Origin of the sequence: Calothrix sp. NIES-2098 (assembly GCF_963875125.1) — a bacterium.
GTDB lineage: Bacteria > Cyanobacteriota > Cyanobacteriia > Cyanobacteriales > Nostocaceae > Aulosira.
Genome location: NZ_CAWNKJ010000001.1, coordinates 7,256,598 through 7,283,017, shown reverse-complemented (window position 1 = coordinate 7,283,017; position 26,420 = coordinate 7,256,598). Strand labels below are relative to the sequence as shown.

General features: G+C 38.1%; 22 protein-coding genes. 14 read left to right on the top strand and 8 right to left on the bottom strand.

Annotated elements, in window-relative coordinates:
• Positions 1 to 121: 121 nt before the first annotated feature.
• Complete coding sequence (locus AACU33_RS30630) at positions 122 to 835, top strand: Uma2 family endonuclease (RefSeq protein ID WP_096594065.1); 714 nt, start codon at positions 122 to 124, stop codon at positions 833 to 835.
• A gap of 128 nt (positions 836 to 963) precedes the next feature.
• Positions 964 to 1,470, top strand: coding sequence for a CDP-diacylglycerol--glycerol-3-phosphate 3-phosphatidyltransferase (gene pgsA, locus AACU33_RS30625; protein WP_096594064.1), 507 nt, complete (start codon positions 964 to 966; stop codon positions 1,468 to 1,470).
• A gap of 127 nt (positions 1,471 to 1,597) precedes the next feature.
• On the opposite strand, the gene galE is transcribed toward pgsA, so the two are convergent.
• Together galE and AACU33_RS30615 are read right to left on the bottom strand one after the other, a co-directional pair.
• Positions 1,598 to 2,698, bottom strand: coding sequence for a UDP-glucose 4-epimerase GalE (galE, locus tag AACU33_RS30620; RefSeq protein WP_096594063.1), 1,101 nt, complete (start codon positions 2,696 to 2,698; stop codon positions 1,598 to 1,600).
• Positions 2,695 to 4,110: a sugar transferase gene (locus tag AACU33_RS30615; RefSeq protein ID WP_096594062.1), complete on the bottom strand. Its 1,416-nt coding sequence runs from the start codon at positions 4,108 to 4,110 to the stop codon at positions 2,695 to 2,697. Before AACU33_RS30615 ends, galE begins: the two co-directional genes overlap by 4 nt.
• 715 nt (positions 4,111 to 4,825) lie before the next feature.
• Between AACU33_RS30615 and AACU33_RS30610 the strand changes: the two genes are divergently transcribed.
• From AACU33_RS30610 to AACU33_RS30570, 9 genes are all read left to right on the top strand, one after another.
• A complete protein-coding gene (locus AACU33_RS30610; protein ID WP_096594061.1) occupies positions 4,826 to 7,018 on the top strand; it encodes a GumC family protein in 2,193 nt (730 codons plus the stop codon).
• Between the two features lie 118 nt (positions 7,019 to 7,136).
• Complete coding sequence (locus tag AACU33_RS30605; RefSeq protein WP_096594059.1) at positions 7,137 to 8,450, top strand: oligosaccharide flippase family protein; 1,314 nt, start codon at positions 7,137 to 7,139, stop codon at positions 8,448 to 8,450.
• Positions 8,434 to 9,180, top strand: a complete 747-nt coding sequence (locus AACU33_RS30600; protein ID WP_096594057.1) for an FkbM family methyltransferase — start codon at positions 8,434 to 8,436, stop codon at positions 9,178 to 9,180. The genes AACU33_RS30605 and AACU33_RS30600 overlap by 17 nt, the downstream gene beginning before the upstream one ends.
• Positions 9,181 to 9,214: 34 nt before the next feature.
• Complete coding sequence (locus AACU33_RS30595; protein ID WP_339376382.1) at positions 9,215 to 10,585, top strand: glycosyltransferase family 2 protein; 1,371 nt, start codon at positions 9,215 to 9,217, stop codon at positions 10,583 to 10,585.
• 61 nt (positions 10,586 to 10,646) lie between these two features.
• On the top strand, positions 10,647 to 11,783 hold the full coding sequence (locus tag AACU33_RS30590; RefSeq protein ID WP_096594055.1) for an O-antigen polymerase: 1,137 nt from the start codon (positions 10,647 to 10,649) through the stop codon (positions 11,781 to 11,783).
• 5 nt (positions 11,784 to 11,788) lie between these two features.
• Positions 11,789 to 12,538, top strand: coding sequence for a glycosyltransferase family 2 protein (locus AACU33_RS30585; RefSeq protein WP_096594053.1), 750 nt, complete (start codon positions 11,789 to 11,791; stop codon positions 12,536 to 12,538).
• Between the two features lie 30 nt (positions 12,539 to 12,568).
• Entirely contained in the window at positions 12,569 to 13,627 is a 1,059-nt protein-coding gene (locus tag AACU33_RS30580; protein ID WP_096594051.1) for an NAD-dependent epimerase/dehydratase family protein, read from the top strand.
• A gap of 12 nt (positions 13,628 to 13,639) precedes the next feature.
• Complete coding sequence (locus tag AACU33_RS30575) at positions 13,640 to 14,875, top strand: glycosyltransferase family 4 protein (protein WP_096594049.1); 1,236 nt, start codon at positions 13,640 to 13,642, stop codon at positions 14,873 to 14,875.
• A 115-nt stretch (positions 14,876 to 14,990) separates the two neighbouring features.
• Positions 14,991 to 17,099 carry a right-handed parallel beta-helix repeat-containing protein gene (locus AACU33_RS30570; protein WP_096594047.1) on the top strand — a complete coding sequence of 703 codons (2,109 nt, stop codon included), beginning with the start codon at positions 14,991 to 14,993 and terminating at the stop codon, positions 17,097 to 17,099.
• 20 nt (positions 17,100 to 17,119) lie between these two features.
• Here the strand turns inward: AACU33_RS30570 and AACU33_RS30565 are convergent, their stop codons facing one another.
• The 6 genes from AACU33_RS30565 to AACU33_RS30540 form a co-directional block, all read right to left on the bottom strand.
• Positions 17,120 to 17,686: a YdcF family protein gene (locus AACU33_RS30565; RefSeq protein ID WP_096594045.1), complete on the bottom strand. Its 567-nt coding sequence runs from the start codon at positions 17,684 to 17,686 to the stop codon at positions 17,120 to 17,122.
• A 24-nt stretch (positions 17,687 to 17,710) separates the two neighbouring features.
• Positions 17,711 to 18,607 (bottom strand): dTDP-4-dehydrorhamnose reductase, encoded by an 897-nt coding sequence (gene rfbD / locus AACU33_RS30560; RefSeq protein WP_096594043.1) that lies wholly within the window; start codon positions 18,605 to 18,607, stop codon positions 17,711 to 17,713.
• Positions 18,604 to 19,149: a dTDP-4-dehydrorhamnose 3,5-epimerase gene (gene rfbC, locus AACU33_RS30555; protein ID WP_096594041.1), complete on the bottom strand. Its 546-nt coding sequence runs from the start codon at positions 19,147 to 19,149 to the stop codon at positions 18,604 to 18,606. The genes rfbD and rfbC overlap by 4 nt, the downstream gene beginning before the upstream one ends.
• Positions 19,150 to 19,227: 78 nt before the next feature.
• Positions 19,228 to 20,217 carry a glucose-1-phosphate thymidylyltransferase RfbA gene (gene rfbA, locus AACU33_RS30550; RefSeq protein WP_096594039.1) on the bottom strand — a complete coding sequence of 330 codons (990 nt, stop codon included), beginning with the start codon at positions 20,215 to 20,217 and terminating at the stop codon, positions 19,228 to 19,230.
• 54 nt (positions 20,218 to 20,271) lie between these two features.
• On the bottom strand, positions 20,272 to 21,342 hold the full coding sequence (gene rfbB / locus AACU33_RS30545) for a dTDP-glucose 4,6-dehydratase (protein WP_096594037.1): 1,071 nt from the start codon (positions 21,340 to 21,342) through the stop codon (positions 20,272 to 20,274).
• 151 nt (positions 21,343 to 21,493) lie between these two features.
• Entirely contained in the window at positions 21,494 to 22,432 is a 939-nt protein-coding gene (locus AACU33_RS30540; RefSeq protein WP_096594035.1) for an NAD-dependent epimerase/dehydratase family protein, read from the bottom strand.
• A 265-nt stretch (positions 22,433 to 22,697) separates the two neighbouring features.
• Between AACU33_RS30540 and AACU33_RS30535 the strand changes: the two genes are divergently transcribed.
• The 3 genes from AACU33_RS30535 to gmd all read left to right on the top strand — a co-directional run bounded on the left by AACU33_RS30535 (position 22,698) and on the right by gmd (position 26,396).
• Positions 22,698 to 23,840: a glycosyltransferase gene (locus tag AACU33_RS30535; RefSeq protein WP_096594033.1), complete on the top strand. Its 1,143-nt coding sequence runs from the start codon at positions 22,698 to 22,700 to the stop codon at positions 23,838 to 23,840.
• Between the two features lie 111 nt (positions 23,841 to 23,951).
• On the top strand, positions 23,952 to 24,710 hold the full coding sequence (locus AACU33_RS30530) for a sugar transferase (protein ID WP_096594031.1): 759 nt from the start codon (positions 23,952 to 23,954) through the stop codon (positions 24,708 to 24,710).
• Between the two features lie 606 nt (positions 24,711 to 25,316).
• On the top strand, positions 25,317 to 26,396 hold the full coding sequence (gmd, locus tag AACU33_RS30525) for a GDP-mannose 4,6-dehydratase (protein WP_096594029.1): 1,080 nt from the start codon (positions 25,317 to 25,319) through the stop codon (positions 26,394 to 26,396).
• The last annotated feature ends 24 nt before the right edge of the window (positions 26,397 to 26,420 follow it).

Here is a 26,420-nt window from a genome sequence, read left to right as displayed (position 1 = left end):
TGAGGATTTATTTCCCAGCATCAACACGCTCAAAGACATATCTACTAAGAAACCGCAGACTTTTTAACTACTGACGAGAGTTAAAATAAACCCATAAACTACTAATACTCTCACCAAAATTATGTCCCTAGCTCAAGAATTAGAGAATAATCAAGAGACTATCAAAGACATCACAGAAAATGTTATCTTGCCTCCAGGTGATTTATACTCTGATGAGCCTCCCTTGGAAACAGAACTACATTTAGAGCAAATCATGCTCTTACTCAAATGTTTAAAATGGTTGTGGCGAGATAGGAATGATTTTTACGCTGCCGGAAATCTCACAATTTACTATAGTCACAAGAAGCGCAAAGATGAACAATTCCGAGGCCCCGATTTTTTTGTTGTACTAGATACAGAACGCAAAACTCGTAAAAGTTGGGTGGTGTGGGAAGAAGATGGTAAATATCCCAATCTAATTTTAGAAATTCTTTCGGAATCAACAGTTAATACTGACAGAGGGTTGAAGAAAAATCTTTACCAAAATACTTTCCGTACTCCCGATTATTTTTGGTTCGATCCATACACCTTAGAATTCGCAGGGTTTCATTTAGTTGATGGTAAATATCAACCTCTAGAACCCAATAATCAAGGGCATTTGTGGAGTCAACAGTTAGAGTTGTATTTGGGAATTTATCAAGGGTTAGTAAGATTTTTTACGCCACAAGGTGAGTTAGTTCCTACACCTGAAGAAATCGCAGAGTCAGAACGTCAGCAAAAAGAAATTGCTCAACAAAAAGCAGAAAGATTAGCTGCTAAGTTGCGAGAGTTAAATATCGACCCAGATACAATTTAATATATTGCGTAATGCTCCCATCATTTCCCTGTCTTTAGGTACGAAAGTCGATGTGGTAATAACTAGGAAATTACAAGTATTTCAAGATTTAATTTACACTAAAGGTAATTTTGAATTTTGAATTGCTTATGACCATACCCAACTGGATTACGTTTTCGCGTTTATTAGGGATACCATTTCTGCTTTACGGCTTATACAACCCTACAAACCAAGCCAAGTGGATATGTCTGGCAATTTTTTTAGTCGCTGCATTAACTGATTGGTTAGATGGCTATTTAGCGCGAAAACTCAACCAAATTAGCGATTTAGGAAAGTTTCTCGATCCTTTAGTAGATAAATTTTTAGTACTTGCGCCGTTGATGGTGTTGATTGAATTAGGCAAAGTGCCTGCTTGGGGAGTGTTTCTTATCTTAGCGCGAGAACTAGCGATCGCTGGTTGGCGGGTAAATCAAACTCAAATCACTGGGGCGAATATTTGGGGTAAACTCAAAACCGTGAGTCAAATAATTGCGATCGCACTTTTAATTGCACCCCTCTCACCAGAGTGGCAAACCCCAGCCTTGATTGCTTTTTGGGTTTCTGTCATTCTGACATTAATCTCTGGGGGAATTTATCTTTTACCTGCATCTGAATGATGAAATTACCCCTTTCTCGCAATTCAAAATTAAGAAAGCCTGATGACCAAGAGTTTCTGAGTAATCAATTTTGAGAATTTGTATTACCTTATATAAGTAGTTTTTCTCAGTGTTTATTGGCGATAAATTATTCATTGTTGATTGCCAGAGGTTTATTTAGGTAACTTAAAGGCAATTTCAGCTTAGATCTGGCAATTCTTTCCTTACTGATGGACACAAGTTTTTGCCTCGCGCCTGTTGCTTGTTGAAGGCTTTCCTGATGCATTTCCCAAGCAAAGGTAGTGTACACGATCGCATCCAAATCGTTATATTTAGGTTCCCAGCCCAGTACCATCCGGATTTTATCTGCACAAGCTGTCACACAAGCGGGGTCTCCTGGGCGGCGGTCTGCTTCAATCACAGGGAAATCTACCCCAGAAATTGCCTTGACCCGTTCAATTACTTGTCGGACGCTATAACCTTGTCCATAACCACAATTGAGAGTTTGGCTTTCTCCACCTTGTTCTAGGTAGCGTAAAGCATCGACATGAGCAGCTGCTAAATCTTCAACATGAATATAGTCCCGAATTCCAGTACCATCTGGAGTAGGAAAATCTGTGCCAAAAATTCGCAATTCTGACTGGCGTTTGAGTGCAGCATTACAAGCCGCTGCAATTAAGTGTGTTACATTGCGCAAACTTTGCCCCAACCTTCCACAAGGGTCAGCACCGCCAACATTGAAGTAACGCAGAGTAACATACCTGAGACGAGACGCTAAACTGTAATCTTGAATTAGCCATTCGCTCATCAATTTTGAGCGTCCATAGGGATTAATCGGTAAAGTAGGGGTAGACTCTGTAACTGGATTTTCTTCAGGTTCGCCATACACTGCGGCAGTGCTGGAAAATATGAATTGGTTAACATCCAACACATTACAACAGCGAAGCAAATTCAGGGTATTGCGGGTGTTGTTAGCGTAGTAGTCAAGGGGATTGGCAACGGATTCTGGTACAACTAAACTAGCGGCAAAGTGCAGCACTGCACTAAATCGATGTTTGGCAAAGACTTGGTAAAGACGGTCTGTATCTGCTAAATCACCAATAATTAACTCACCATACAGTACAGCTTTCGGAGAACCTGTAGAGCAATTATCGTAAACCACCACGTCATAACCAGCTTCACCTAGTTGGCGCACCACATGGGAACCAATGTAACCCGCGCCGCCTGTTACCAATACTTTTGTTTTCATCTACCTTTTCCTAACAAAACAACCCTAACAGTTTTAAAGGCGATCGCTATATCCAACCATAAGGAATAATTTTTGATGTAGTAGAGGTCGTAAGCCAGCTTTTCATAAGCATCCTCAACTGAAGCACCATAGGGATAAAGCACCTGGGCCCAGCCTGTAATTCCCGGTTTTACTAAATAACGCAACTCGTAGTAAGGAATTGCTTCTTTGAGCTTGACATCAAACTCTGGTCTTTCTGGACGGGGGCCAATCAGACTCATATCTCCGCGTAGCACGTTAAAAATTTGTGGTAGTTCGTCAATTCGCAAAACTCGCAGCCAATACCCTACTCTCGTAATTCGCGGATCTCGTTGACTTGCCCATTGTGCCCCTCGTTTTTCAGCATCCTGATACATGGAGCGAAATTTGTAAACCCTAAATGGCTTACCGTACAATCCTGTACGGACTTGACTGTAAAACACTGAACCTGGACTGTCCAGCTTGATTGCCACTATTGCTAATAGCATCAATGGAAATAAAAAGATTAGTAACAAACCTGCCAGTATCAGGTCTACCAACCGCTTCACCTTCAAGCTAATACCACCAGGTACTAAGTTAAAACCAGCGCTAAAAGCTAACCAGCTATCCTCTAGTAGGGAAGATGGGAGTTTGTACCATAGGGTTTCGCAAATATCTGGTAGCCTGTAAGTTGGAATACCTTGCAGTCGTAGTTGCATTAACTGCTGCACCTGGGTATCCGAAAAATCCATTGGGCTGGCTACTACTACCCCTGACCAAGATTGCTGACTCCAAGCAGACAAGTCATTGAAAGCACCTCCGTAACTTAACTGAGATGAGCTTTTGGCTAATTCGCTCAGTTCTGGCTCTGGTTCTGCAAGCACTACCAATCGTCCCAATGGGTTGTGTTCGAGGAACAATTGGGCAAATTTTATACCGCTTTTGCCTGCACCTAGCATTAACCACAGACTTTGCTCGGCGTGCGATCGCAACCACTTAACTGCCCATAATCTGAAGATTACTGCCCAGATGGTAAATATTCCTAGGCTAACAAGTAAAATTCCTTGCTCTATCAGTGCGTGCTGACCCCAACCCAGTAGGTAAATTAAGGCATAAGCGATCGCACCAACGATCGCACTGCTAATCACAATCCGAGCCGGAGCACGCAAACCTGCTATCTGAGTATCTGGGTGATACGTATCTGCCAGATAAAGACCTGCCAGAACTAGCAGTATAAATACGCAAACAACCGGAGCAAAAGCCTCAAATATTTGACCTTGGCGTAACCAAAAGGCCACCCCCAAACAGACAAATAAGCTGAAAATATCTCCTACCAAAAGCAATACAGGCATGAAGCGTGGGATTTTGAGTAATTGAATGCTTCCCCTGTAACCGTGAAATGGTATATTGAACATAAGTATTTTATACTACTCTTAAAGTCTGAGATAAACGATCTATAGGTAGTAGAATTTTTGTGCTTTAAGATGCTTAACCCTAAAATTTCATTACCTTGAGTATGTATTTCCATTTGCCAATTTATGGCTGGATAATAAAGTAAATTTAAGTAAATTTGATTAGCTCAGTTTAGTTTAAGAGTATTTTAAGTGTTTCTGCGATAATAATTAGTCCCTTTTATCACAAAAAAAATTAACATAGCGACAGCTATTTTGGAAATAAGTACTTTACATGACTTGTTATTTCCCAAAAAATAATTCTTGGATATTGGAATCAAGCGTAAAATCTATACCCTAGGCAGGAATACACTGATTCACAGGTACTTTAGCACCTCAGTGGACTTTACAGAAATAAGAGAATTAAACAAATTACTTAGTATTAGTTTTCAATCAAACCTCAGAATCAAGCATAAAAAATATTTATGTCTGATTTTGAAATTAATAACTATAGTCTATATAGACCAATAACTTTATCAAAGGTAGTATTTTTGGTGAATTAAAGAACAAAAATTAGTATAAAATAGTCGGGACATTTTGGGAATCAGAACATTTTAAGGAAAATTTCTGATCAATTGCAGAACTAGCCATCCCCGGTTAATTTTGTTGGGGCGATAATTGTGTTTGCACCTAGAGCAGTGCCAGCCCAAATTATTTGTGGTTTTTCGGTACATTATTTATGCCTACTAAGCGAGACGACCGTGACCTGATTGATTTTCAAGAATACTGGCCGATACTCAAAAGGCGTTGGCCAGTGACAGCTGTTGTGATAGGCTCCGTGTTTGGTCTAACAGCATTAGTCACTTTTGTGCAAAAACCAGTGTACGAATCACAAGCCAAACTGTTGTTCAACAAACAAAGCGGAGTTTCATCTCTGACTGGTCTATCTTCACAAGTAGGAGAACTGAGTGGTTTGACTAACCTCAGCAACCCCGTGGATACAGAAGCTGAGGTGATTCGCTCAAACCCCATAGTCCAAAAAACCATTGCTAGCCTTAACCTGAAGGATAAATCGGGTAAACCACTCTCAATTGAAAAGTTTCTCAAAAAGCTGAAACTGAAGACGATTCGAGGAACAGATGTCATGCAGCTGTCCTACAACAGTACAAATCCCGAGGAAGCTGCAACGGTACTTAATTCCTTGATGAATTATTACTTAGAAAGCAATGTTCGCACCAATAGAGCTGAAGCTAGGTCTGCAAGGGAATTTTTGAATCGGCAATTACCTGAAGTAGAAAAAAGAGTTTTAAAGGCAGAAATGGCCTTGCGCCGATTTAAAGAACAAAACAAAGTAGTAGCTCTAGAAGTAGAAGCAAAAACTGGTGTTGAAGGTCTAAAGGATTTATTAGGCGAAATTACGAAAGCCCAAGCCGGATTAGCCGATGCTACAAGTCGCACCAAAGCCTTACAAAGTCAAATCGCATTAAATACACAACAGGCTGTGGAATTTAGTACTCTCAGCCAATCTCCAGGGATACAGCAGGTACTGACAGAATATCAAAAAGCAGAAGACGAGTTAGCAGTAGCGCGGACTCGTTTTAGTGAAGAACACCCCATCGTAATTAATCTGGCTCAAAAAGCAGCGGCTTTAAGAAGCCAATTAGAAGGGAGAGTTTCGCAAACCATAGGTAGTTCAGAATTTGTACCAGAGCAAAATTTGCAGATAGGCGTACTGAAGCAGAATTTGACTGAAGCATTAGTCAAATCAGAAGTAGATCGGTTGGCATTTACCAATCGAGTAGCTACATTGCGGCAAGTATACTTAACCAATCAAAGACGCTTGGATATTTTACCTCGGCTCGAACAGCAGCAGCTACAGCTACAGCGACAATTGCAAGTAGCGAAAATTACTTACGAACAGTTGATGAAGCAATTGCAGGAAGTTGAGGTAATAGAGAACCAAAACATTGGTAATTCGCGAGTAATTTCTGATGCTTTAGTTCCTGAAAAGCCAGTTTCTCCGATCGTTCCCTTAAACTTGGGGCTAGGTGGAGTTTTAGCAATTGCCCTAGGTGTAGGTGCAGCACTGATGCTAGAAGCTGCGGATAATTCTCTCAAGACTATTGAGGAAGTCAAACGCTTGTTAGACTATCCTTTATTGGGTACAATTCCGTTAGCTGAAAAACCTAAAGGTGTTGATGGTGAAGGAAGCGCAGAATTGCCTGTACTTCACAATCCTTATTCCCCTGAATCCGCAGCTTTTGAAATGCTACAAACTAACTTAGGTTTTAGCATTTCTGATAAAACGCTGAAAGTAATTGTCCTAAGTAGCTCGATTCCTGGTGAGGGTAAATCTTTTGTGGCCGCAAACTTGGCCGTAGCAGCAGCACAAACAGGACGTCGAGTACTTTTGGTTGATGCAGATATGCGTCGCCCTCGTCAGCATAAAGTTTGGGAACAATCAAATCTGATAGGGCTGAGTAATATTTTAGTTAATCAAGCTGAGTTAGCAACCACCACCAAAGAAGCGCTGATGACTTTAGACTTGGTGACTGCGGGGACAATTCCACCAAATGCAGCCGCACTCCTAGAGTCAAAACGCATGGTGAGTTTGATTCAAGAAGCTACCAGTAATTATGACTTTGTGATTATTGACGCTCCACCTTTAACAGCAGTTGCTGATGCTCAAATATTGGGCAAGTTAGTAGATGGAATTTTGCTAGTTGTGCGTCCTGGTGTGGTTGACTCTGCGGCTGCTAGTGCTACAAAAACTCTGCTAGTGCAGTCTGGACAACGGGTTTTGGGAATGGTTGTCAATGGTATTACTGCTGGTAGCAGCTATGGTGGCTACTATTCCAAGGGTTACTACCATCAAAATGGACACTCCAAGAATGGAAAGGTTGATGTTCAGACACTGAAAATTCGGACTTAGTAATAGCACGATGTTTATCGGGGTCTTCTACAAATTTCACCAATTTGCACAAGGAAGGAAATTTATCTATCAATGTGAGATAGAATGCAGCGATTAACTAGAAATCATCATTGTCTGAGTGAACGATAAATTATTAAAAAATGGGCTATATAATGCTGCGGCAGGAGCCATTAGGATTGGATTAGCTGTACTCACAATACCTGTATTAATTCGCTTGATTGGCGTTGAAGAGTATGGGCTATGGACACTAGCTTCTGCTGTGGTGACAATGGTTACTTTGGCTGAGGCTGGTCTTTCCACAACCACAACTGTATTTGTATCGCAAGATTTAAGCAGGGAAGATAGTGAAAGCCTATCGCAAACTTTAACAATAACTGTTGGAGCAATGCTGATATTGGCTACTCTAGCAGCGATCGCTCTTTGGTTGGGTGCAGAAAATCTTGTAAATTATTTTCCTAAGTTAGAAAATAGTCAGCGTTTGGCGGCTGTACAAGCACTGCAAATCGCGGGAATAGTAGTTTGGGCAAGATTGCTTCAGCAAGTCATCATCGGTGTAGAGCAAGCCTATCAGCAATATGCTGCTATGAACATTGTGATAACTATACAGTCAGTAGCCAGTAATGTGGGACTGTTAATTGTTGCTGGGTTAGGAGGAAAAACGCTTGCTTTAATGCAGTATCAAGCCATCATCAATCTGGGAATATTGATTGCTCATATCTGGTTAGGGTGGTTAATCCTGCGGCATCTTCAGCTGTATCCTGTATGGAACCGTAAAAAGATATTAGTTATTACTCGCTACAGTTTGATGACATGGCTTGCTTCTTTAGGAGGAGTTTTATTTACGCAGTGCGATCGCATAATTGTTGGCGGATTAATGGGTACAGAAATTCTGGGTGTTTATGCAGCTATCACAAATATTACTTCGCAAATCAATGTTTTGTCAGCATTAATTGTGCAACCACTGCTTCCTGCATTAAGTAATTTGATAGCCAATCCTCAAGAATATTTACTAATATTAAAATCTCAGATAAAACGAGCATTTCAAGTTAATATCTTGACTGCTTTAGGAATAGGTATTCTCTTATTTATCAGTGCATATCTGGTTATGTACTTAATCATGCCATCAAAAGTAACAGATGAAATTATATTAGCTTTTCGCATTGCTACTATCATCTATACTACTTATTCCATGAATGCAGTAGGATACTATATTCTGTTTGCAGTTGATGCTGTGCAAATAAATTTAGTTATTAATCTACTCAGTGGTATATTGTCTTTGAGCTTAATATATTTCCTCGGTTCCCGCTTAGGATTGACTGGTGCTATTTTAGGTAATGCTGGTTACTTATTAAGTCTATTATTTATTCCTTATGCTTTAAAACAAATACATTTATTAGAAATGAGAAATATAAAAAATGGCATTACTCACTGAATTTACTCGTCGCCTTAATTCAATAGCAGGCTATCTTGAAAATCCTCAACTCTTAATGCTTCGTTACCAAGGTGGTATTCCCAATACTTTTTTACTACTTAATCAACCTTGGTTCCACTCGCTCAATATCGAAACAATTCTAGACATCGGTGCCAATGTTGGCCAGTTTGCGCTCACTATCAATACATTGCTACCCAAAGCACGTATTTACTCATTTGAGCCACTGACTGACTGTTACGAAAAGCTTAAAGCTCGTATGGCAGACTGTAAGACATTTAGTGCATTTAATTTGGCTTTAGGAGATGAATCGGGGAGTTTGATATTTGAAAGAAACGCTTATTCACCATCTTCTTCTTTTTTAAAGATAGCAGATGTACACAAAAAAGCATTTCCTAAAACTCAAGCAACTGAAACTCTTGAAGTAAAGATAGACAGATTAGATAATATTGCACAACAACTGGCGATCGCTAATCCATATATGGTCAAAATAGATGTACAAGGTTATGAGTATCAAGTATTACGGGGTGGAGAGCAAACCATAAAAAATGCCAGGTTAGTAATTACAGAAACATCATTTGTCACACTCTATGACAACCAGCCCTTATTTAATGATGTCTATAATAATCTTATAAACTGGGGCTTTACATATGTGGGAGCGCTCGATCAACTTTACAACCCTCAAGACGGAAGAGTTCTACAAGCAGATAGCATTTTCATAAAATCAGAATAAATTTATTTTGCTCTCAAATTGTAGGGTAAACTTAATGCTTCATCAATTAGAAAATTTATTTACTAAACCTAAATCTAGGTTAACCGAACCATTACCTGAATTTAGTACTTATCTGTCTTTTCTTAATAGTTTAAAATTGTGCGTTTCCTTGGTTGCTGTAGTCAAAGTAATTTCGCATAAAAGCGAAAATATGGCTGGGTGGCAGGGTTTAGAATCATTAACTTGTCTAAGTGAAGATTCTCAAATTTATGAGATAGATGTCCGCTATGCTTGGGGTTCAGAAATTTTTAAGCAAAATCTTGTCGATCATGGTTGGAGTGAGTCACATCTTTTAGATAAACACCTTAAAAATGAACATCCTCGACACAAAGTAATTATCTATTTATGTAAAAGTTCAACTGGATTAGCACAAAATATATTTGCAGACCTGCCAAATAATTTTCTCATTGGTCAGTATTGGCAGAGTATTAAACATTGTTATTTACTTTTACCATTGAATCATCCTTTCACATTGCCTATCACTATAGAAACAGAAGTTTTACAAAGAAGCTATGCTACAACTTATTTCAATATCGAACCATCCTTAATTATCAATAGTTATAGCAAGAATATCAAGAGTAATTGGTTTATTCAACCTCACCCACAACGAAAAGGAGAAGGTGGTTTAAGAACTAAAGGTTTATTTAAAAAATCAACTAATAATAAACCTTTAATCTCTGTGATTACAGCAGTTTTTAATGGAGAAAAATACTTAGAACAAACCATTCAATCTGTAATTAATCAATCTTATGAAAACGTAGAATACATTATTATTGATGGAGGTTCTTCAGATAAAACGATAGAAATTATTAAACAATATGAAAATGAACTGGATTATTGGGTGAGCGAGCCAGATCTAGGGATAAGTGATGCTTTTAACAAAGGACTCAACTTGGCCAAAGGAGATTTTATTAATTTTATTAACTCAGACGATTTATTTTTTTCTGCGTTGTACTTTTCATGTTTGCACAAACTGAAATATCGAGACTTTTATTATTCAAAAATATTTTTTGATAAAGAAGGTTTAACTATTAGTAGAGCATTGCCAAAAAGCTTTCTTTTGAGATTTAAGTTCAATGTTGCTCATGAGACAGTTATATGCTCAAAAGAACTGCTAAAAAATAATCATTTTCCAAACTCACTTAAATATGCTATGGACTTTCCTGTTTTATATAAAGCTATTAAAAATTCTAAAAATATAGAATTTGTAAATATGGTATCTGTTTACATGAGAAGAACAGGCATCAGCGTGCAAAATAGTATGAATGCTCAGAACGAAGTAATTAATGTTTTGCGAGAAGAGAAAGACTATATTGCATATATATATCAAGTCATCAAAGCCATACTAGTAAAAGCTTTGAAATAGAAAATAATTTTAATTAATAAAAATAAATCGTCTTCCAAACATAAATACAAAACTATTTAAAATGTTAATCAATAATCCGTATTTTTTATATATTATATCTTTTGCAATTTCAATAACTATTTATTCATTTGGATGGTCTGAAATTTATCCACCCTTTTCATTAAGCTTATTAAGTTTCCTCGGATTGACTTTTGTTGTTTCATTTATATTAGGTTTTAGATTGTTGAAACATAAGGAAGAGAAATTAACTAATCTCCCTTATGATTATAAAATTTTATATATAATTGCATTAATTTATTTTTTGTCAGCTATCGAAGTAATATTGTACCCCGATATACCTATTTTACAGGTCTTCCAAGGTATAGAGGCAGGCAACAATGAATATGGAATTCCATTGTTGCACCCTTTGATAATGTCTTTAAGTACTTTTTATGCGATTTACGTATTTCATGTTTATTTATCACATAGAAAAAGAAAATTTTTATTATATCATTTAAGTCTTTATTTACCAATTTTTATTTTTTTTAGTAGAGGCACAATTGTAGTTATATTAATAGCCATTGCTTTTGTATTTCTTTTTACTAACACCCTAAAAATAAAAAATATTGTTTATATATTGATAGCTATTACTATATTACTCTACCTTTTCGGTTGGATGGGAAATATCAGAGTTCCTGGTAACGAAGAATTTATTTTAATATTCGGTGGGGCTAGCCAAAGTTTTAAAGAATCTTTAATTCCTAAAGAATATTTTTGGTCATATTTGTATATATCATCGCCCATAGCCAATCTCCAAAATAATATAGACGCTAACATTGATGGGCCTATCAATTATGAATATTTTTTATTTTTTGTGCGGGAAATTATGCCTCGGTTTCTATCTAAATATATAACTCAAGATTATGCAGATCAAGATCTAATTAATCCTGCTCTCACAACTGGGACAATGTATGCACAAGCTTATTCTTTTCTAGGTTGGGCTGGTATGATAATTATATATATATATATGATTTTTTTAATAAAAGTCACTTTGAATTTATTAAGACGAGTATCAGGAGTTTTTTATGTAACAGGTTTTTCTATACTAAATACTATGATTTTACTTAATGTTTTTGATAATATGCTTGTTTTTTCTGGAACTTTTTTACCATTATGTTACGTATTTATATTTGGCTATATTTATAAGTTAATTCAGTAAGTACTATGAAAATTACAGTATGTATGGCGGCTTATAATGGAGATAAATATATACAACTTCAAATTTTATCTATTTTAGAACAGTTAAGAGACGAAGACGAATTGATCGTGATTGATGATTGTTCTAGTGACAATACTACAAAAATAATTGAAAGTATTAAAGATTCCAGAGTAAAGTTAATCAAAAATGAAATAAATATAGGGGTGATTAAATCCTTTGAAAAAGCTCTTAACAATGTTACTGGAAATTTAGTGTTTTTAAGCGATCAAGATGATATCTGGCTTGCAGGTAAAGTACAAAACTTTTTAGAAGTATTTCAAACATACCCAGATATTACATTAGTACTGAGTGATGCACAAATTATTGATGATAACGGTCAGATAATAGGAGATTCTTACTTTCAACAAAGGGGAAAGTTTGTTGAAGACCCACTGTCAAATTTTATCAAAAGTAAACATCATGGTTGTACTTTAGCTTTTAGACAAGAAATGCTTAATTTTTTTCTCCCTTTTCCTACTGACATTCCAATGCATGATATATGGATTGGGATAGTTAATGGGATATATGGAAAGGCTTTTTACATAGATGAACCTCTGATACAGCATAGAAGGCATAGTAATAACACAGGTCGTGGAGCCTTTGCTCATGCAGGAATTTTACAAATGATAACATGGCGTTTTGCTCTAGCTAAAAACATTGTAAATTTGCTTTTAAAACAAAAAACAATCAAAAACTTAAATAAAGCACAAAAATAACATAAATTCTAGATAGATAAAAAATTAGTTATGGCAATAATGCTAGTCACTGGTTCTTCTGGCTTAATTGGTTCTGAAGTCGTTGCGTATTTTGCAGATATGGGATGGCAAGTACATGGTATCGATAATAATATGCGTGCTAATTTTTTTGGTCCTACAGGTGATACTCGTTGGAACCAAAAGCGACTACAAGAAAAATTTGTCAACTTTCAGCATCATGAATTAGACATTCGTAATAGACAGGGATGCCAAGAATTACTATCTATAATTCAGCCTGATGTATTAGTTCATACAGCAGCCCAACCTAGCCATGATTTAGCAGCTTCTCGTCCTTTTGATGATTTTGATGTTAATACTGTTGGGACAGTTAATTTGCTAGAAGCTTACTATCAAGTTCAGCGGGAAGCAGGCATATTTATACATATGAGTACTAATAAAGTATATGGCGATGCTCCCAATTACATTCCGCTTAAAGAACTAGATAGTCGTTGGGATTATGCAGATATAGCATATTTAAATGGTATTCCTGAAACATTTACAATCGATCAGAGCAAGCATTCATTATTTGGTGCTTCTAAAGTAGCAGCTGATATTTATGTGCAAGAGTACGGTAGATATTTTGGGATGAAGACAGCTTGCCTAAGAGGCGGATGTTTAACTGGACCAAATCATTCTGGTGTTGAGCTACATGGTTTCTTGAGTTACCTTGTAAAGTCCAATTTAGAAGGTAAAACATATAAAATTTTTGGTTACAAAGGTAAACAGGTACGCGATAATATTCATTCTTTAGATGTAGCTAGAGCGATTGATGCTTTCATTGAACAACCAATATCTGGAGCAGTTTATAATATAGGTGGAGGAAGGCAGAATAGTTGCTCTATTTTGGAAGCATTTTCTCTAGTTGAAGAGATTACAGGTAAACCCCAAATTTACGAGTACGTTGAGCAAAATCGGATTGGCGATCATATTTGTTATATTTCAGATCTTTCAAAAATGCGACAAGAATTGAAAGGCTGGGATATTTCTGTCAATCTAGATCGGATATTTATAGAAATTGTACAAAGCTGGAAAAAGCGTTTAGGAATTTAGGAGTATGCAATAGTGACCAAAATCTGGGTTTTGACGGAACTCTATTTTCCTGAGCAAACTTCTACAGGATATCTACTTACAAACACTGCTGAAGGGTTAGCTGAAGATTATGAGGTCAAAGTAATCACAGGCCCAGCAAGTAATTTTTTGCAATCTGTAGATTATCCTTGTCATGAATTTAGAAATAATGTTGAGTTGTTTAGATGTAGGGGGACTAACTTCGAGAAAGATTGGTTACTTGGAAGATTAATCAATATACTAACGCGCTCTCTAGCAATTTTCTGGAAAGCTCTAAGTCTATGTAAAGATGAAGATGTTATTTTAGTTGTTACTAATCCACCTTTATTACCTTTTATCGCGATATTTCTAAAATTATTAAAAGGCTCTCGTTGTGTCTTACTTGTTCATGATGTTTATCCTGAGGTTTTGAGTGCTACAGGCTTTGTATCTTCCTCATCATTGTTAGTGAAAATTGGTCAAGTTGCTAATTCTTTTCTTTATCGCCAGGCAGATCGAATTATTTCTCTCGGCAGAGATATGACAAAGCTAATTCATGCTAAGTTACCCGAGCAAGAGAAAGAAAAGGTCGTTTGTATCCCAAACTGGGCAGAAAACGAAATTATCTACCCTACTGTTAGAGACAAAAATAAACTAATTCAGGAATTAGGAGTTAAGGAGCGCTTTGTAATTCTGTATGCAGGTAACATGGGAAAAACTCATGGGATTGAGTATTTAGCTGAAGCAGCAAAAGAGCTAACAATAATTAGTAAAGATGTTTGCTGGATTTTTTTGGGTTTTGGCGCTAAGAAAGCTTGGTTAGAAGAATATACAAAGTCTCAAAAATTAGAAAATATTACTATTCTTTCTCCTCGACCGCGCAACGAGCAGGTAATATTTTTGAATGCCTGTGATTTGGCTGTAATTGCTTTTATGCCTGGGATGGCTGGAGTTTCGGTACCTAGCCGGATGTACAATCAAATGGCCGCTGGCAAACCTATCGTTGCTGTTGCAGATGATTGGTCGGAACTAGCTGAAGTTGTGCGAGAAGAAAATATCGGTTGGGTAATTAAACCAGGTGACATTGAAGAATTGGTTCGGACAATTCAATTTGCAGCAAATAATCGGGATTTATGTGCGGAAATGGGAATGAGAGCCGCAGAAGTAGCTAGAAATAAGTATAGTTTTGCTCAAACCAACCAGGCTTATAAAATCTTATTTAAAGAAGTATTGTCAGTATCCTCTTCTTAAATTGAAAAGATTTTTGCTTAATTTCCTAAGATATAATGACTTCAGGCGATCGCTAGAAATTTTTAACAATTACTACTAGGCTAATTCAAGCATTATTGTATCAAAGGAAACAAATATGGATCGCCGCTCTTTTCTTGGTTGGATGGGATTGGGCTGGTTAACCGCTTCTCCTTTATTTCTTAGCTCTATAATCGCTAAATTTCAGCAGCAACTAGCAGTATTGGCAAACAATGCTAATGGTATTAAATCTACTACCTTTTATGTTGCTCCTGATGGTAATGATGCTTGGACAGGCAAACAGGCAAATCGGAATAAAACTCAAACAGATGGGCCATTTGCAACTCTAGAAAGAGCGCGCAACGCTATTCGCGAACTCAAGCGTCAACAAGGAGGTATCTTAAAACAACCCGTTACCGTTTTCATTAGAGGTGGTACATACTTTTTAGCTCAACCATTGACATTTAACTCAGAAGATTCTGGTACACAAAAATGTCCCATTATTTACACAGCCTATCAAAATGAGAAACCGATAATTAGTGGCGGTCAGCGTATTTCGGGATGGCAAGCGGTAGTCATCAATGGTAATAGGTTATGGATGTTGGAAATTCCGCAAGTTCGTCAAGATAAATGGTTCTTTCGACAGCTTTGGGTAGGGAACCAACGGCGAACTCGTGCTCGTTACCCGAACAAGGGTTACTTACCCGTTGCAGAAGTACCAGACGCTACTCTTAACATTCCTTGGCATCAAGGACAATCACGATTTAGATATCGTCAAGGAGATCTAAAAAATTGGAGTACTATTACTAATGCTGAAATAGTCGTTATGTCCTTATGGGTTGAGTCCCGTTTAAATATTGTTGGCTTAGACGAAAAACAAAGACTCGTCTCTTTAGGTCTACCTAGCCTTCATCGTCTGGAACCTGGTAAATCCGAGTCTTCATCTGCTGCAATATATTATCTGGAAAACGCTCTGGAAGTTTTAGACAATCCTGGTGAATGGTATTTAGATAAAAACTCAGGCAAACTTTACTATATGCCTTTACCTAGTGAGAATATTAGCAGAATAGAGGCTATTGTTCCTCGTCTTTCTCGCTTGGTTGACCTCCAAGGTAGTCCGGAAAATAACAAATTTATAGAATATCTTTCATTTCAAAATCTGAAGTTTGCCCATTCAGAATGGTACTATGCCAGCAATTCTCCAATGGCTGGCTTTGGTCAAGCAGCAGAAGGCGTTCCTGGGGCAATTTATGCACAAGGAGTAAGATACTGTACTTGGCAAAACTGTCAGATTATGAATGTTAGTAATTACGGGATTGAGTTTGCTAATGGCTGTGCAAATAATTCAGTGATTAGTTGTCAAATTTCTGATTTAGGGGCTGGAGGAGTCAAAGTTACTCAGGGCGCGAGTAGCATTCAAGTTATTAACTCTCATATTCACAATGGAGGCACGATTTTCCATAGTGCTGTGGGAATTTTAGTGATGAATTCACCGAATAATTTAATTAGCCGTAATCATATTCATGATTTTTACTACACAGGAATTTCCGTTGGCTGGACTTGGGGTTATCAAGCTAGCCTGACTAAAAATAATATTATTGAATTTAACCATATTCATCATATCGGTCGATTATCGAATGGTGATGGACCCTTGTTAAATGATAAAGGTGGAATTTATACCTTAGGCGTGCAACCAGGAACAATAATTCGCGGCAATATTATTCATGATATTGATGCTTATAGTTATGGAGGTTGGGGTATTTATTTAGATGAGGGAAGTTCACAAATTGTAGTAAAAAATAACTTAATTTATCGTACTAGAGATGGAGGATTTCATCTACATTACGGTAAAGATAACTCGATCCGCAATAATATTTTCGCTTTTGGTCGGTTGGCACAAATTCGGATATCGAGAGCAGAATCTCATATCAGCTTTAGCTTTGAGCGCAATATTATTTACTGGAAACAGGGACAACTGCTCGATCGCGATGGGAAATGGGATGATTCTAAGTATTTATTAGATCGTAATCTTTATTGGTATGAAGGTAAGGGCAATTTTCGCTTTGGTAAGCTGTCATTGCAAGAATGGCAGCAAAAAGGTAGAGATAAAAATTCTTTGATTGCTAATCCACTATTTGTTGCTCCCGAACGCGATGATTTTCGCTTGCAGCCAAATTCCCCTGCTTTTAAATTAGGGTTTAAACAGATTGATTACCATCAGGATTGAGATATTATTCTTCGGCTATCTCAGCTGAGACGAGGGTTTAAACTCGCGCCACTTCGTCCACTTAAAACCCACAAAATCGATCGCCCAAAATCTCGTAACACTCTTAGCAAAGTTTCGGATTTAGCGCCTTTTGAAGGTACTGCAATAGGTGTAACTGTAATTCCTTGGCTACCCAAAACAATGGTTGCGATCGCTCTTGCTCTTCTCATGTGATAATCCGATGTAATCAGATAAATATGCTGTAACTTCCGATCGACAAAATCTGCTGCCATTGTCGTGAAATTAGTTACTGTATCTGTGGCGCGACCATCTAAGCGTAACCTTCGATCTACAACACCAAATTTGTGAAAAATTAAGCGAATAGATTCCAAATTTGAGGTGAGATCGGAAACCCAAATATCTAAATTACTGTGAGACTGGGCAAACTTGGCGGCGAACTCGATCCTGGCAAAATCACCTCCCAGAACGAAAATTGCCTGTGGTATGGGGGCTTGGTAAGAAGCGATCGCTATCTTAGCAGGTATGATAGTAATCCAGACCGCTAAAACTAGTCCTACTAATTTTAGAAGCTTGCGCCGAGAAACCATGAGTTTAAGATTCAACTAAATTAGTTATTTCTGCATCACTAACTCTAAACTTCTTTCCCAATCTGGTAAAAGCAATCCGAATGTATTAGATAATTTCTGACTGTCTAATAACGAATAAGCTGGTCTGCTGGCTGGTGTGGGATATTCCTGAGAAGTAATCGCAATCAATCTTTGCAACTTGCGATCGCTCTTTTTCTCATCAAGCTCAAAAATTGCTTTGGCAAATCCATACCAGCTAGTCTGTCCGCTAGCAGTTAAGTGATACAGTCCACCTCTACTTGCTAAAAAATCAGATATATTCTCTGGAGCCTGAGATAGAATTTGGGCTGTGGCTTCAGCGATTGTGCGACTCCAAGTAGGTGCGCCGATTTGGTCATCAACAACTCTGATTTCTTCGCGTTCCTGAGCCAGCCTTAACATTGTGAGTAAAAAATTCTTACTTCGCAAGCTATAAACCCAACTAGTACGTAAAATTAAATGCGGTACGCCAACAGATGCGATCGCCTGTTCTCCTGCGAGCTTTGTTTTACCGTAGATGTTTTGCGGATTGGTTTGGTCTTGCTCAGTATATGCAGTATTTTTTTTACCATCAAAGACATAATCTGTGGAATAGTGAATAACAGCTGCACCTAATTGCTTGGCTTCTTGGGCGATCGCGCCTGGCGCAATACCGTTAATCGCCATTGCTAATTCTGGTTCTGATTCTGCTTTATCTACTGCTGTATAAGCCGCCGGGTTGATAATTAAGTCTGGTTTGACTTCCCTAATAGTGCGGCGAATACTATCTAGTTGAGCTAGATCCATTTGCAAACTTGGGTCACTGACACTACGCCCCACAGGTATGACTTCACCTATAGTCAGCAGGGTGCGCTGCAATTCCCAACCTAGTTGTCCAGTTACACCTGTCAAGAGAATTTTCATGCATATACCTCTGCGTCTCGAAACAAAATTCCAGCTTTATCTTTAGCAGATAAGACTGGTTCTGTTTCAATTGGCCAGGCGATCGCTAAATCGGGGTCATTCCACATCAGCGTGCGTTCATATTGTGGTGCGTAGTAATTTGTAGTTTTATATAAGAATTCCGCATATTCAGAAAGCACCACAAAACCATGCGCAAAACCTGGTGGTATCCAAAGTTGCCGTTTATTTTCGGCTGTCAAGTCTATACCAACCCATTGACCAAAACTTTTAGAGCTTTTGCGTAAATCTACAGCTACATCAAAAACTGCTCCTACTACCACTCTTACAAGTTTTCCTTGAGGCTGCTGAATTTGATAGTGTAAACCACGCAAGATATTTTTGGCAGAACGAGAATGATTGTCTTGGACAAAATGTTCAGCAATTCCTGCCTTTTCTAACAAAGCTTTTTCGTTATAACTTTCATAAAAAAAACCGCGTTCATCTCCAAATATCTGCGGCTCGATCGCTATTACATCAGGAATTTCTGTCTGTTTTACTTGCATTCTTCTATCCTTTGTAATACTAAAATTTCTGCTTTATTACAGTAGACTACAAACTGTAAGGATATATTATGCAGAGATTTATTTATAATCTGGTTTTGTTATTTTTATTGTTTTTTCATTCAATATATTCCAGCCAGATGGCTGTATGTCTAGAGAAGATTTTACCATTCCGTTATTGTCTTCTATGGTTTGAGATATTCGATCGTTCTCTAAAATAGACATCAAATAACGACCATAACTACTCTTAGCCATAGATGCAGCTAAATGAAGGAGCTGGGTTGAGTCAATATAGCTTTGGGTGTAGGCAATTTCTTCAAGACAAGCTATTTTTAAACCTTGCCGTTCTTCTAGCGTTTGGATAAAGTTACCCGCCTGATGTAAGGATTCATGAGTACCAGTATCTAACCATGCATATCCACGACCCAAAATTTCTACTTGTAATTGACCTTTATTCAAGTAAGCTATATTTAAATCAGTAATTTCTAGTTCATTCCGAGCAGAAGGTTTAAGGCTAGCAGCGATTTCTGCTACTTGAGAATCATAGAAGTAGATACCAGGTACAGCATACTTAGATTTAGGCTTTAGAGGTTTTTCTTCAATACTAATAGCTCGTCCATTGCTATCAAATTCAATTACTCCATATTGGCTCGCATCTTTTACTTGATAGCCAAAAACTAATGCACCTTCTTGAAGACTTGCAGCCCTAGCTAATACTTCTGTTAAACCATGACCATAAAAAATGTTATCGCCTAAAATTAAACATACTGGCTCATTAGCAATAAAATCTTTGCCCAGAATAAAAGCTTGTGCTAATCCTTCTGGGTTTGGCTGCTCAATATAGCTAAATCGCAAACCCCACTGGCTACCATCTTTTAAAATTTTTTCAAATAAAGGTAAGTCCTTAGGAGTAGAAATAATTAAAATGTCCCGAATACCTGCCAGCATCAATATAGATAAGGGATAGTAAATCATGGGCTTATCATACACTGGCATTAGCTGTTTGCTAACAGCATAAGTTAGCGGATAAAGACGTGTACCAGAGCCACCAGCTAAAATAATACCTTTCATAATATTTGCCATTTGTCATTTATCATCGGTCATTTGTGTTCAACTACAAATGATTTAAAATTTCCGATTCTCATAGTTTTGTTTTAGCCAATTTTGGTAAGCACCTGAGCGCACTTGATTGATCCAATCAGAGTTATTAAGATACCATTGAACTGTTTTTAATAATCCACTGTCAAAATTTTCTTGAGGTTGCCAACCTAGAGCGCGGTTGATTTTAGTACAATCAATTGCATATCTTCTGTCGTGACCGGGACGGTCTTTCACAAAAGTAATTAAAGAAGAGTAATGAAAATCCGATTTGGGAGCTAAGTCATCTAAAATAGCACAAATTTTTTCCACAACTGTTAAATTAGCTTGTTCGTTCAGACCGCCAATATTATAGGTTTCACCAACTTTCCCCTGTTGCAAAACAAGATATATAGCCTCGCAGTGGTCGATAACATAAAGCCAATCGCGAATATTTTGACCATCCCCATATATGGGTAGTGGTTTACCATCTAGAGCATTGAGAATAGTCAAAGGAATTAGTTTTTCTGGAAACTGACGCGGCCCGTAGTTGTTTGAGCAATTGGTTGTTAAAGTAGGTAATCCGTAAGTGTGATAGTAAGCTCTGACAAAATGATCGGATGCTGCTTTCGACGCTGCGTAAGGACTATTGGGTGCGTAGGGCGTATCTTCGCGGAAGGCTGGGTCTTGTAGTTGGAGCGAGCCGTATACTTCATCTGTAGACACATGCAAAAAGCGAAATTTTTCTTGTCTTAGCGATGATAGTGTTTGCCAGTAGAGTCTACTTGCTTCTAGTAGTTGAAATGTTCCGACAACATTAGTTTGGATGAAGTCATGAGGACTCAGGATAGAACGGTCAACATGACTTTCCGCAGCGAAATTAATAATTGCATCTGGCTGATACTGTTCTAAGAGGTAGCTGACTAATTCTGCGTTGCCAATGTCACCTTGAATAAAACGATAGTTTGGGTCGTTTTGGAGTTCTGCTAAGGTTTGGAGGTTACTAGCATAAGTTAACTTATCTAAATTAACTATATTAGCCCATTGCGTCTTTCTCGCTTGGAGAATAAAATTCGCTCCAATAAATCCGGCTCCTCCAGTGACTAATAGTGTTTGCATATTTTCTCAAATTATTCGTCTTATACATCTTAGGTGAATTTTTACGCAAAGAGGTGCTAGTTTTAGCTTGCACCTTTACCTATTCAGTGCTGAGTAATGAGTGACATTCCCCCCTCAGCACTCTTCATCTGAGTTCAAATTTTTCTATCGCTCACAAAGCTTGTAGAATCTCTTCATCTACAGAAAAATCAATCTCAGCTTTGTTTCGCCCAGATGCTAGATAATCATTTTCAAAGGCATCAGTCAGCCCAGATATCAAATCATACTCAGGCTGCCAGCTTAATTCGGTTTGAGCCTTATTCACCGATGCAAAGAAATGCTGTCCCCGCATGGGAAAGGCTTTGCGTTTACCGAAATCAAATTTTTTCGGGTCATAATGAACAATTTTCACAGCTTCGGGTGATTTGCCAGTGGCTTTCGCACAAGCACGGGCTAAACCATCAAAAGTGACATAGCGATCGCCTGATACATTATAAATTTGCCCTATTGCTTGCTGATTCCCTAACACTTTAGTCATTGCTCTTGCCAAATCTTTTACATGACCAAGCTGCGTGATATATAAGCCGTTACCAGGGATGGGAATCGGGCGATCGCGGACAATTCTATCAAAAAACCAACTTTCTAAATCGTTATAATTACGCGGCCCATAAATATAGGTGGGACGAATCGAGGTAAAGGGTATGCCGATTTGAGCTAGATAGGCTTCTGTTTCATGCTTACCCCGATGACGGCTTTTAGGATCTACAGGATCGCCTTCTATATGTGGCATTTGGTCAGATTTAAGATACACACCAGCCGAACTCATGTATACAAAATGTTGTACGCGGTCTTGGAAAATTTCTGCCAGTGGTTGAGTATCAGTAAGTTCCCTCCCATTATTGTCAAAAATGGCATCAAAATTTTCTTGTGATAACTTTGTTTTTAACTGAGTAGGGTCAGTGCGATCGCCTATAATTTGTCCTACTCCCTGTAATGAAGGTGCAGGTCGATTACCACGATTAAACAGCACTACCTCATGTCCTTGTTCTACTAACAGTTGAGTTAAGTAAATACCGATGAACCGAGTGCCACCTATAACTAAAATTCTCATAAATTACTACTTCCTATGTCATTTTTTGTCAAGGGATTGCGAAGTAAGAACTAGAAAATATTTCTACTCCATACCGGATACTTAATACCCGGTATTTAATCCCATGTTTGAGGTTATCAGGTTGTAGTATCCCTCTGGAACCTGTTTTAAAAGAAATACGTCTTCGGTGAAATCTGGGTTGCTTTCCATTCCTCGATCGCAAAGGGAAACTTTTCAGTTAACCTGACAATTTGTTTGCTGTATTTTCCACTTATTTAAGTTAGCTGTGCCCTTAAAATATGCTTTGATTCATGAATGGCTGACACCTAAAGCCACTGGCGGTTCAGAACTAGTTGTGCAAGAGATTCTGAATCATATCAATGCGGATTTGTATGCCCTGATTGACTTTGAATCCAGCAATCCTAAAAGCTATTTATATCAGCGTCAGATTGGCACGACTTTCCTGCAAAACTTTCCCCATGCTCGCAATGGTATCCAAAAATACTTACCTTTTTTGCCATTAGCGATTGAACAATTGGATTTACGCCAATACGATGTAATTCTATCTTCTTCGCACGCGGTAGCAAAAGGAGTGATTACCACTCCCGAACAATTACATATTTGTTATTGTCACAGTCCCATGCGTTATGCTTGGGACTTGACTTTTGATTACCTGCAACAAAGCAGATTGGGAAAGGGTATAACTGGATGGATAACGCGATATTTATTGCATCGTTTACGTCAGTGGGATGTATTATCAGCAAATCGTGTTGATTATTTTATTGCCAATTCCAAGCATACAGCTCGTCGAATTTGGCGCTGCTATCGGCGAACAGCAGAAGTAATTTATCCGCCAGTTAATGTTGATGTCATGCCTTTTGTAGCTGAAAAAGAAGACTTTTATCTAATAGTTTCCCGGTTAGTAAGTTACAAGCAAGTATCTTTAATTGTCCGAGCTTTTAATCAACTGCAAAAACCATTGGTAATAATTGGTACAGGCCCACAGATGAAATATCTTCGCAAAATAGCAAATTTTAATATCCAAATACTGGGATGGCAACCTGATGATGTAGTGAAAAAATATATGGCTAGAGCAAAGGCGTTTGTGTACGCAGCTTGTGAAGATTTTGGTATTGCTTTAGTTGAGGCACAAGCTTGTGGTACACCTGTAATTGCCTATGGTGCAGGGGGCGCGTTAGAAACTGTACGAGATATTCGCTCTTGTGGCGATACAAGTACAGGTATTTTCTTTAACGTACAAACAGAAGCTGCTTTAGTAGAAGCAGTCGAAAAGTTTGAAATGTATCAAAACGCGTTTAATCCTGTATATTTGCGATCGCACGCTAGCCAGTTTTCCCGACAGGTTTTTGGCGATCGCTATCTCAATTTTGTAGAACGGTGCAGCAAAAAAACACCTTTTTTGGAGTAAGGGTGAAGATTTTTGTAATTGTTTTGTAGCTTTTGGAAATTTAGACCCAGAAGCACCTCGTTTTAGATTTAAGATTGGGACTATGTGTGGTGTGGATTGTTAAGGAGTATGATGACTGCCCAGAGCTCACTCCTCTCCGGCAAGCGAGGCCTACGGCAAGACGCTAGTACGTCTGCGCGTACTTTGTTAAAAAGGGGCCAACAAAAAAAGACTCCTAGGATAAAACCCAAAGGTTTGTCTTTTCAAGGTTTAAACGGAGAGTTTGCCAAGCGCCTGTTTGATATTGTGTTTTCTCTGTTTGTTTTGATCGTATTTTTCCCTGTGTACTTAATCCTGGCCTTACTGATTGCTTGCAGCTCAGAAGGTCCGATTTTTTATGTACAAGAAAGGGTAGGTAAAAACTACAAGCCCTTTAATTGTATTAAATTTCGCACAATGGTGAGCAATGCTGATGAAATTCTCGTACAAATGATGGAAACATCCCCGCAGATGCGGCAAGAATTTGAAAGCAGCTTTAAGCTTAAACATGACCCCAGAATTACTAAAATTGGGCGGTTTTTGCGAATTACTAGCTTAGATGAATTTCCCCAGTTCTGGAATGTTTTAAAAGGGGATATGAGTGTTGTTGGCCCGCGACCTTTAGTAGCTGAAGAACTTCCCAAATATGGCTACCACATCGATCGGATTTTAACGATCCGTCCGGGAATTACAGGATTGTGGCAAGTTTCTGGGCGCAATGACATTCCCTATCCTAGAAGAGTTCAAATAGACCTACATTATGTCAAATTTAGAACTTTTTGGCTCGATTTATGGATCATCTTGAAAACAATTGATGTAGTTATTATGCCTAAAAATAATGGAGCCTACTGAAAAAATACTTAAACAGTAGATTCTGTGGGGCAGTTAATGCCCCTAAATCAGAATTACTGAGCCACTTTCAATAATTAAAACAACTAAGCTTATGTGCGTCTAAATTTAATAATTTTGCTTTAGGGCTGTTCCAGTGGAGAACAGACAGAACCGTGGTATTAGCAGCATCGGCAGTTCAGCCTTGAGGATCTGCGGCGTTGTGTAGTTCCCCAACTTGAGAACATAGATCGCTATAAACGCTAGCTTCTCTTGAAAACTCAAGTGCTAAGTATAAAATTTAAACGCATAGTATCTTAACGCTGAATATTTTTATCTTAATAAAAAATAATCTTTCCGAAAAATTATTCAGGCTTAATAAAATACTGCTTAATATAAAGTTTTGGTAAAGATATATCAAAATTTTAGATAAAAATGCCAGAATTTTGCCCTTTATACAGCCAAAATGCTTATTAAATAAATTTATATAAGTATATTTATTTACTTTAAATTTACAGTGATGGGGAAGATTCGTAGGTTTCCCATTAGGCAATTTAGTGATTAACTGCTAGCTTGTATCAGTTAGGCTGTAACTTTTTTTTACTGAAGATAACAAAGGAATCCCTAGGCATGACGCAACAGAAACGAGCATTAATTACCGGTATTACTGGTCAAGATGGTTCATATCTGAGTGAGTTTTTGCTAGAGCAAGGTTACGAGGTTCATGGTATTATTCGCCGGACTTCTACCTTTAACACAGACCGCATCGATCATATGTATGAAGATCCTCACAAAGAGGGCGTGCGGTTATTTCTACACTATGGCGATTTGACAGATGGTACGACACTACGCCGGATTTTAGAAGAAGTACAGCCACAAGAAATCTACAATCTAGGTGCGCAATCCCATGTAAGAGTGAGCTTTGATTCACCAGAATATACAGTAGATGCTGTCGGGATGGGAACACTACGTTTGTTGGAAGCAATTCGGGATTACCAGCGGCGTACTGGAATTCAAGTGCGCTTTTATCAAGCTGGTTCTTCCGAAATGTATGGTTTAGTGCAAGCAGTGCCTCAAAGTGAAACCACGCCTTTCTATCCCCGTAGTCCTTATGCCTGTGCAAAAGTTTATGCTCATTGGCAGACGGTAAATTACCGTGAATCTTATTCGTTGTTTGCTTGTAATGGTATACTTTTTAATCACGAATCACCACGACGCGGTGAAACTTTTGTTACCCGTAAAATTACTAGGGCTGTGGCGCAAATTGTTGCTGGTAAACAGAAAAAGCTTTATATGGGCAATCTGGATGCCAAGCGAGATTGGGGCTATGCCAAGGATTACGTCAGAGCTATGTGGCTAATGTTGCAGCAAGAGCAACCAGATGATTACGTAATTGCGACTGGTGAAACCCATTCTGTACGGGAATTTTTGGAGTTAGCATTTAGTCATGTAAATCTCCGTTGGCAAGATTATGTAGAGTTTGATGAGCGCTATCTTCGCCCTGCTGAAGTAGAGTTATTAATTGGTGATGCTACTAAGGCACGCCAAAAGTTAGGTTGGACACCATCGGTAACTTTTGAAGGACTGGTAGCGCTGATGGTGGAAGCAGACCTACAGGCACTTGGCGTTACTGCGGCGAATGGAAGTGGTTCATCTGTATTAAATGATATTGCGACTGTTCGGCAACAACTGGGCGCTCTCCACTTTTGATTCACACACACTGCTGAGGATAAA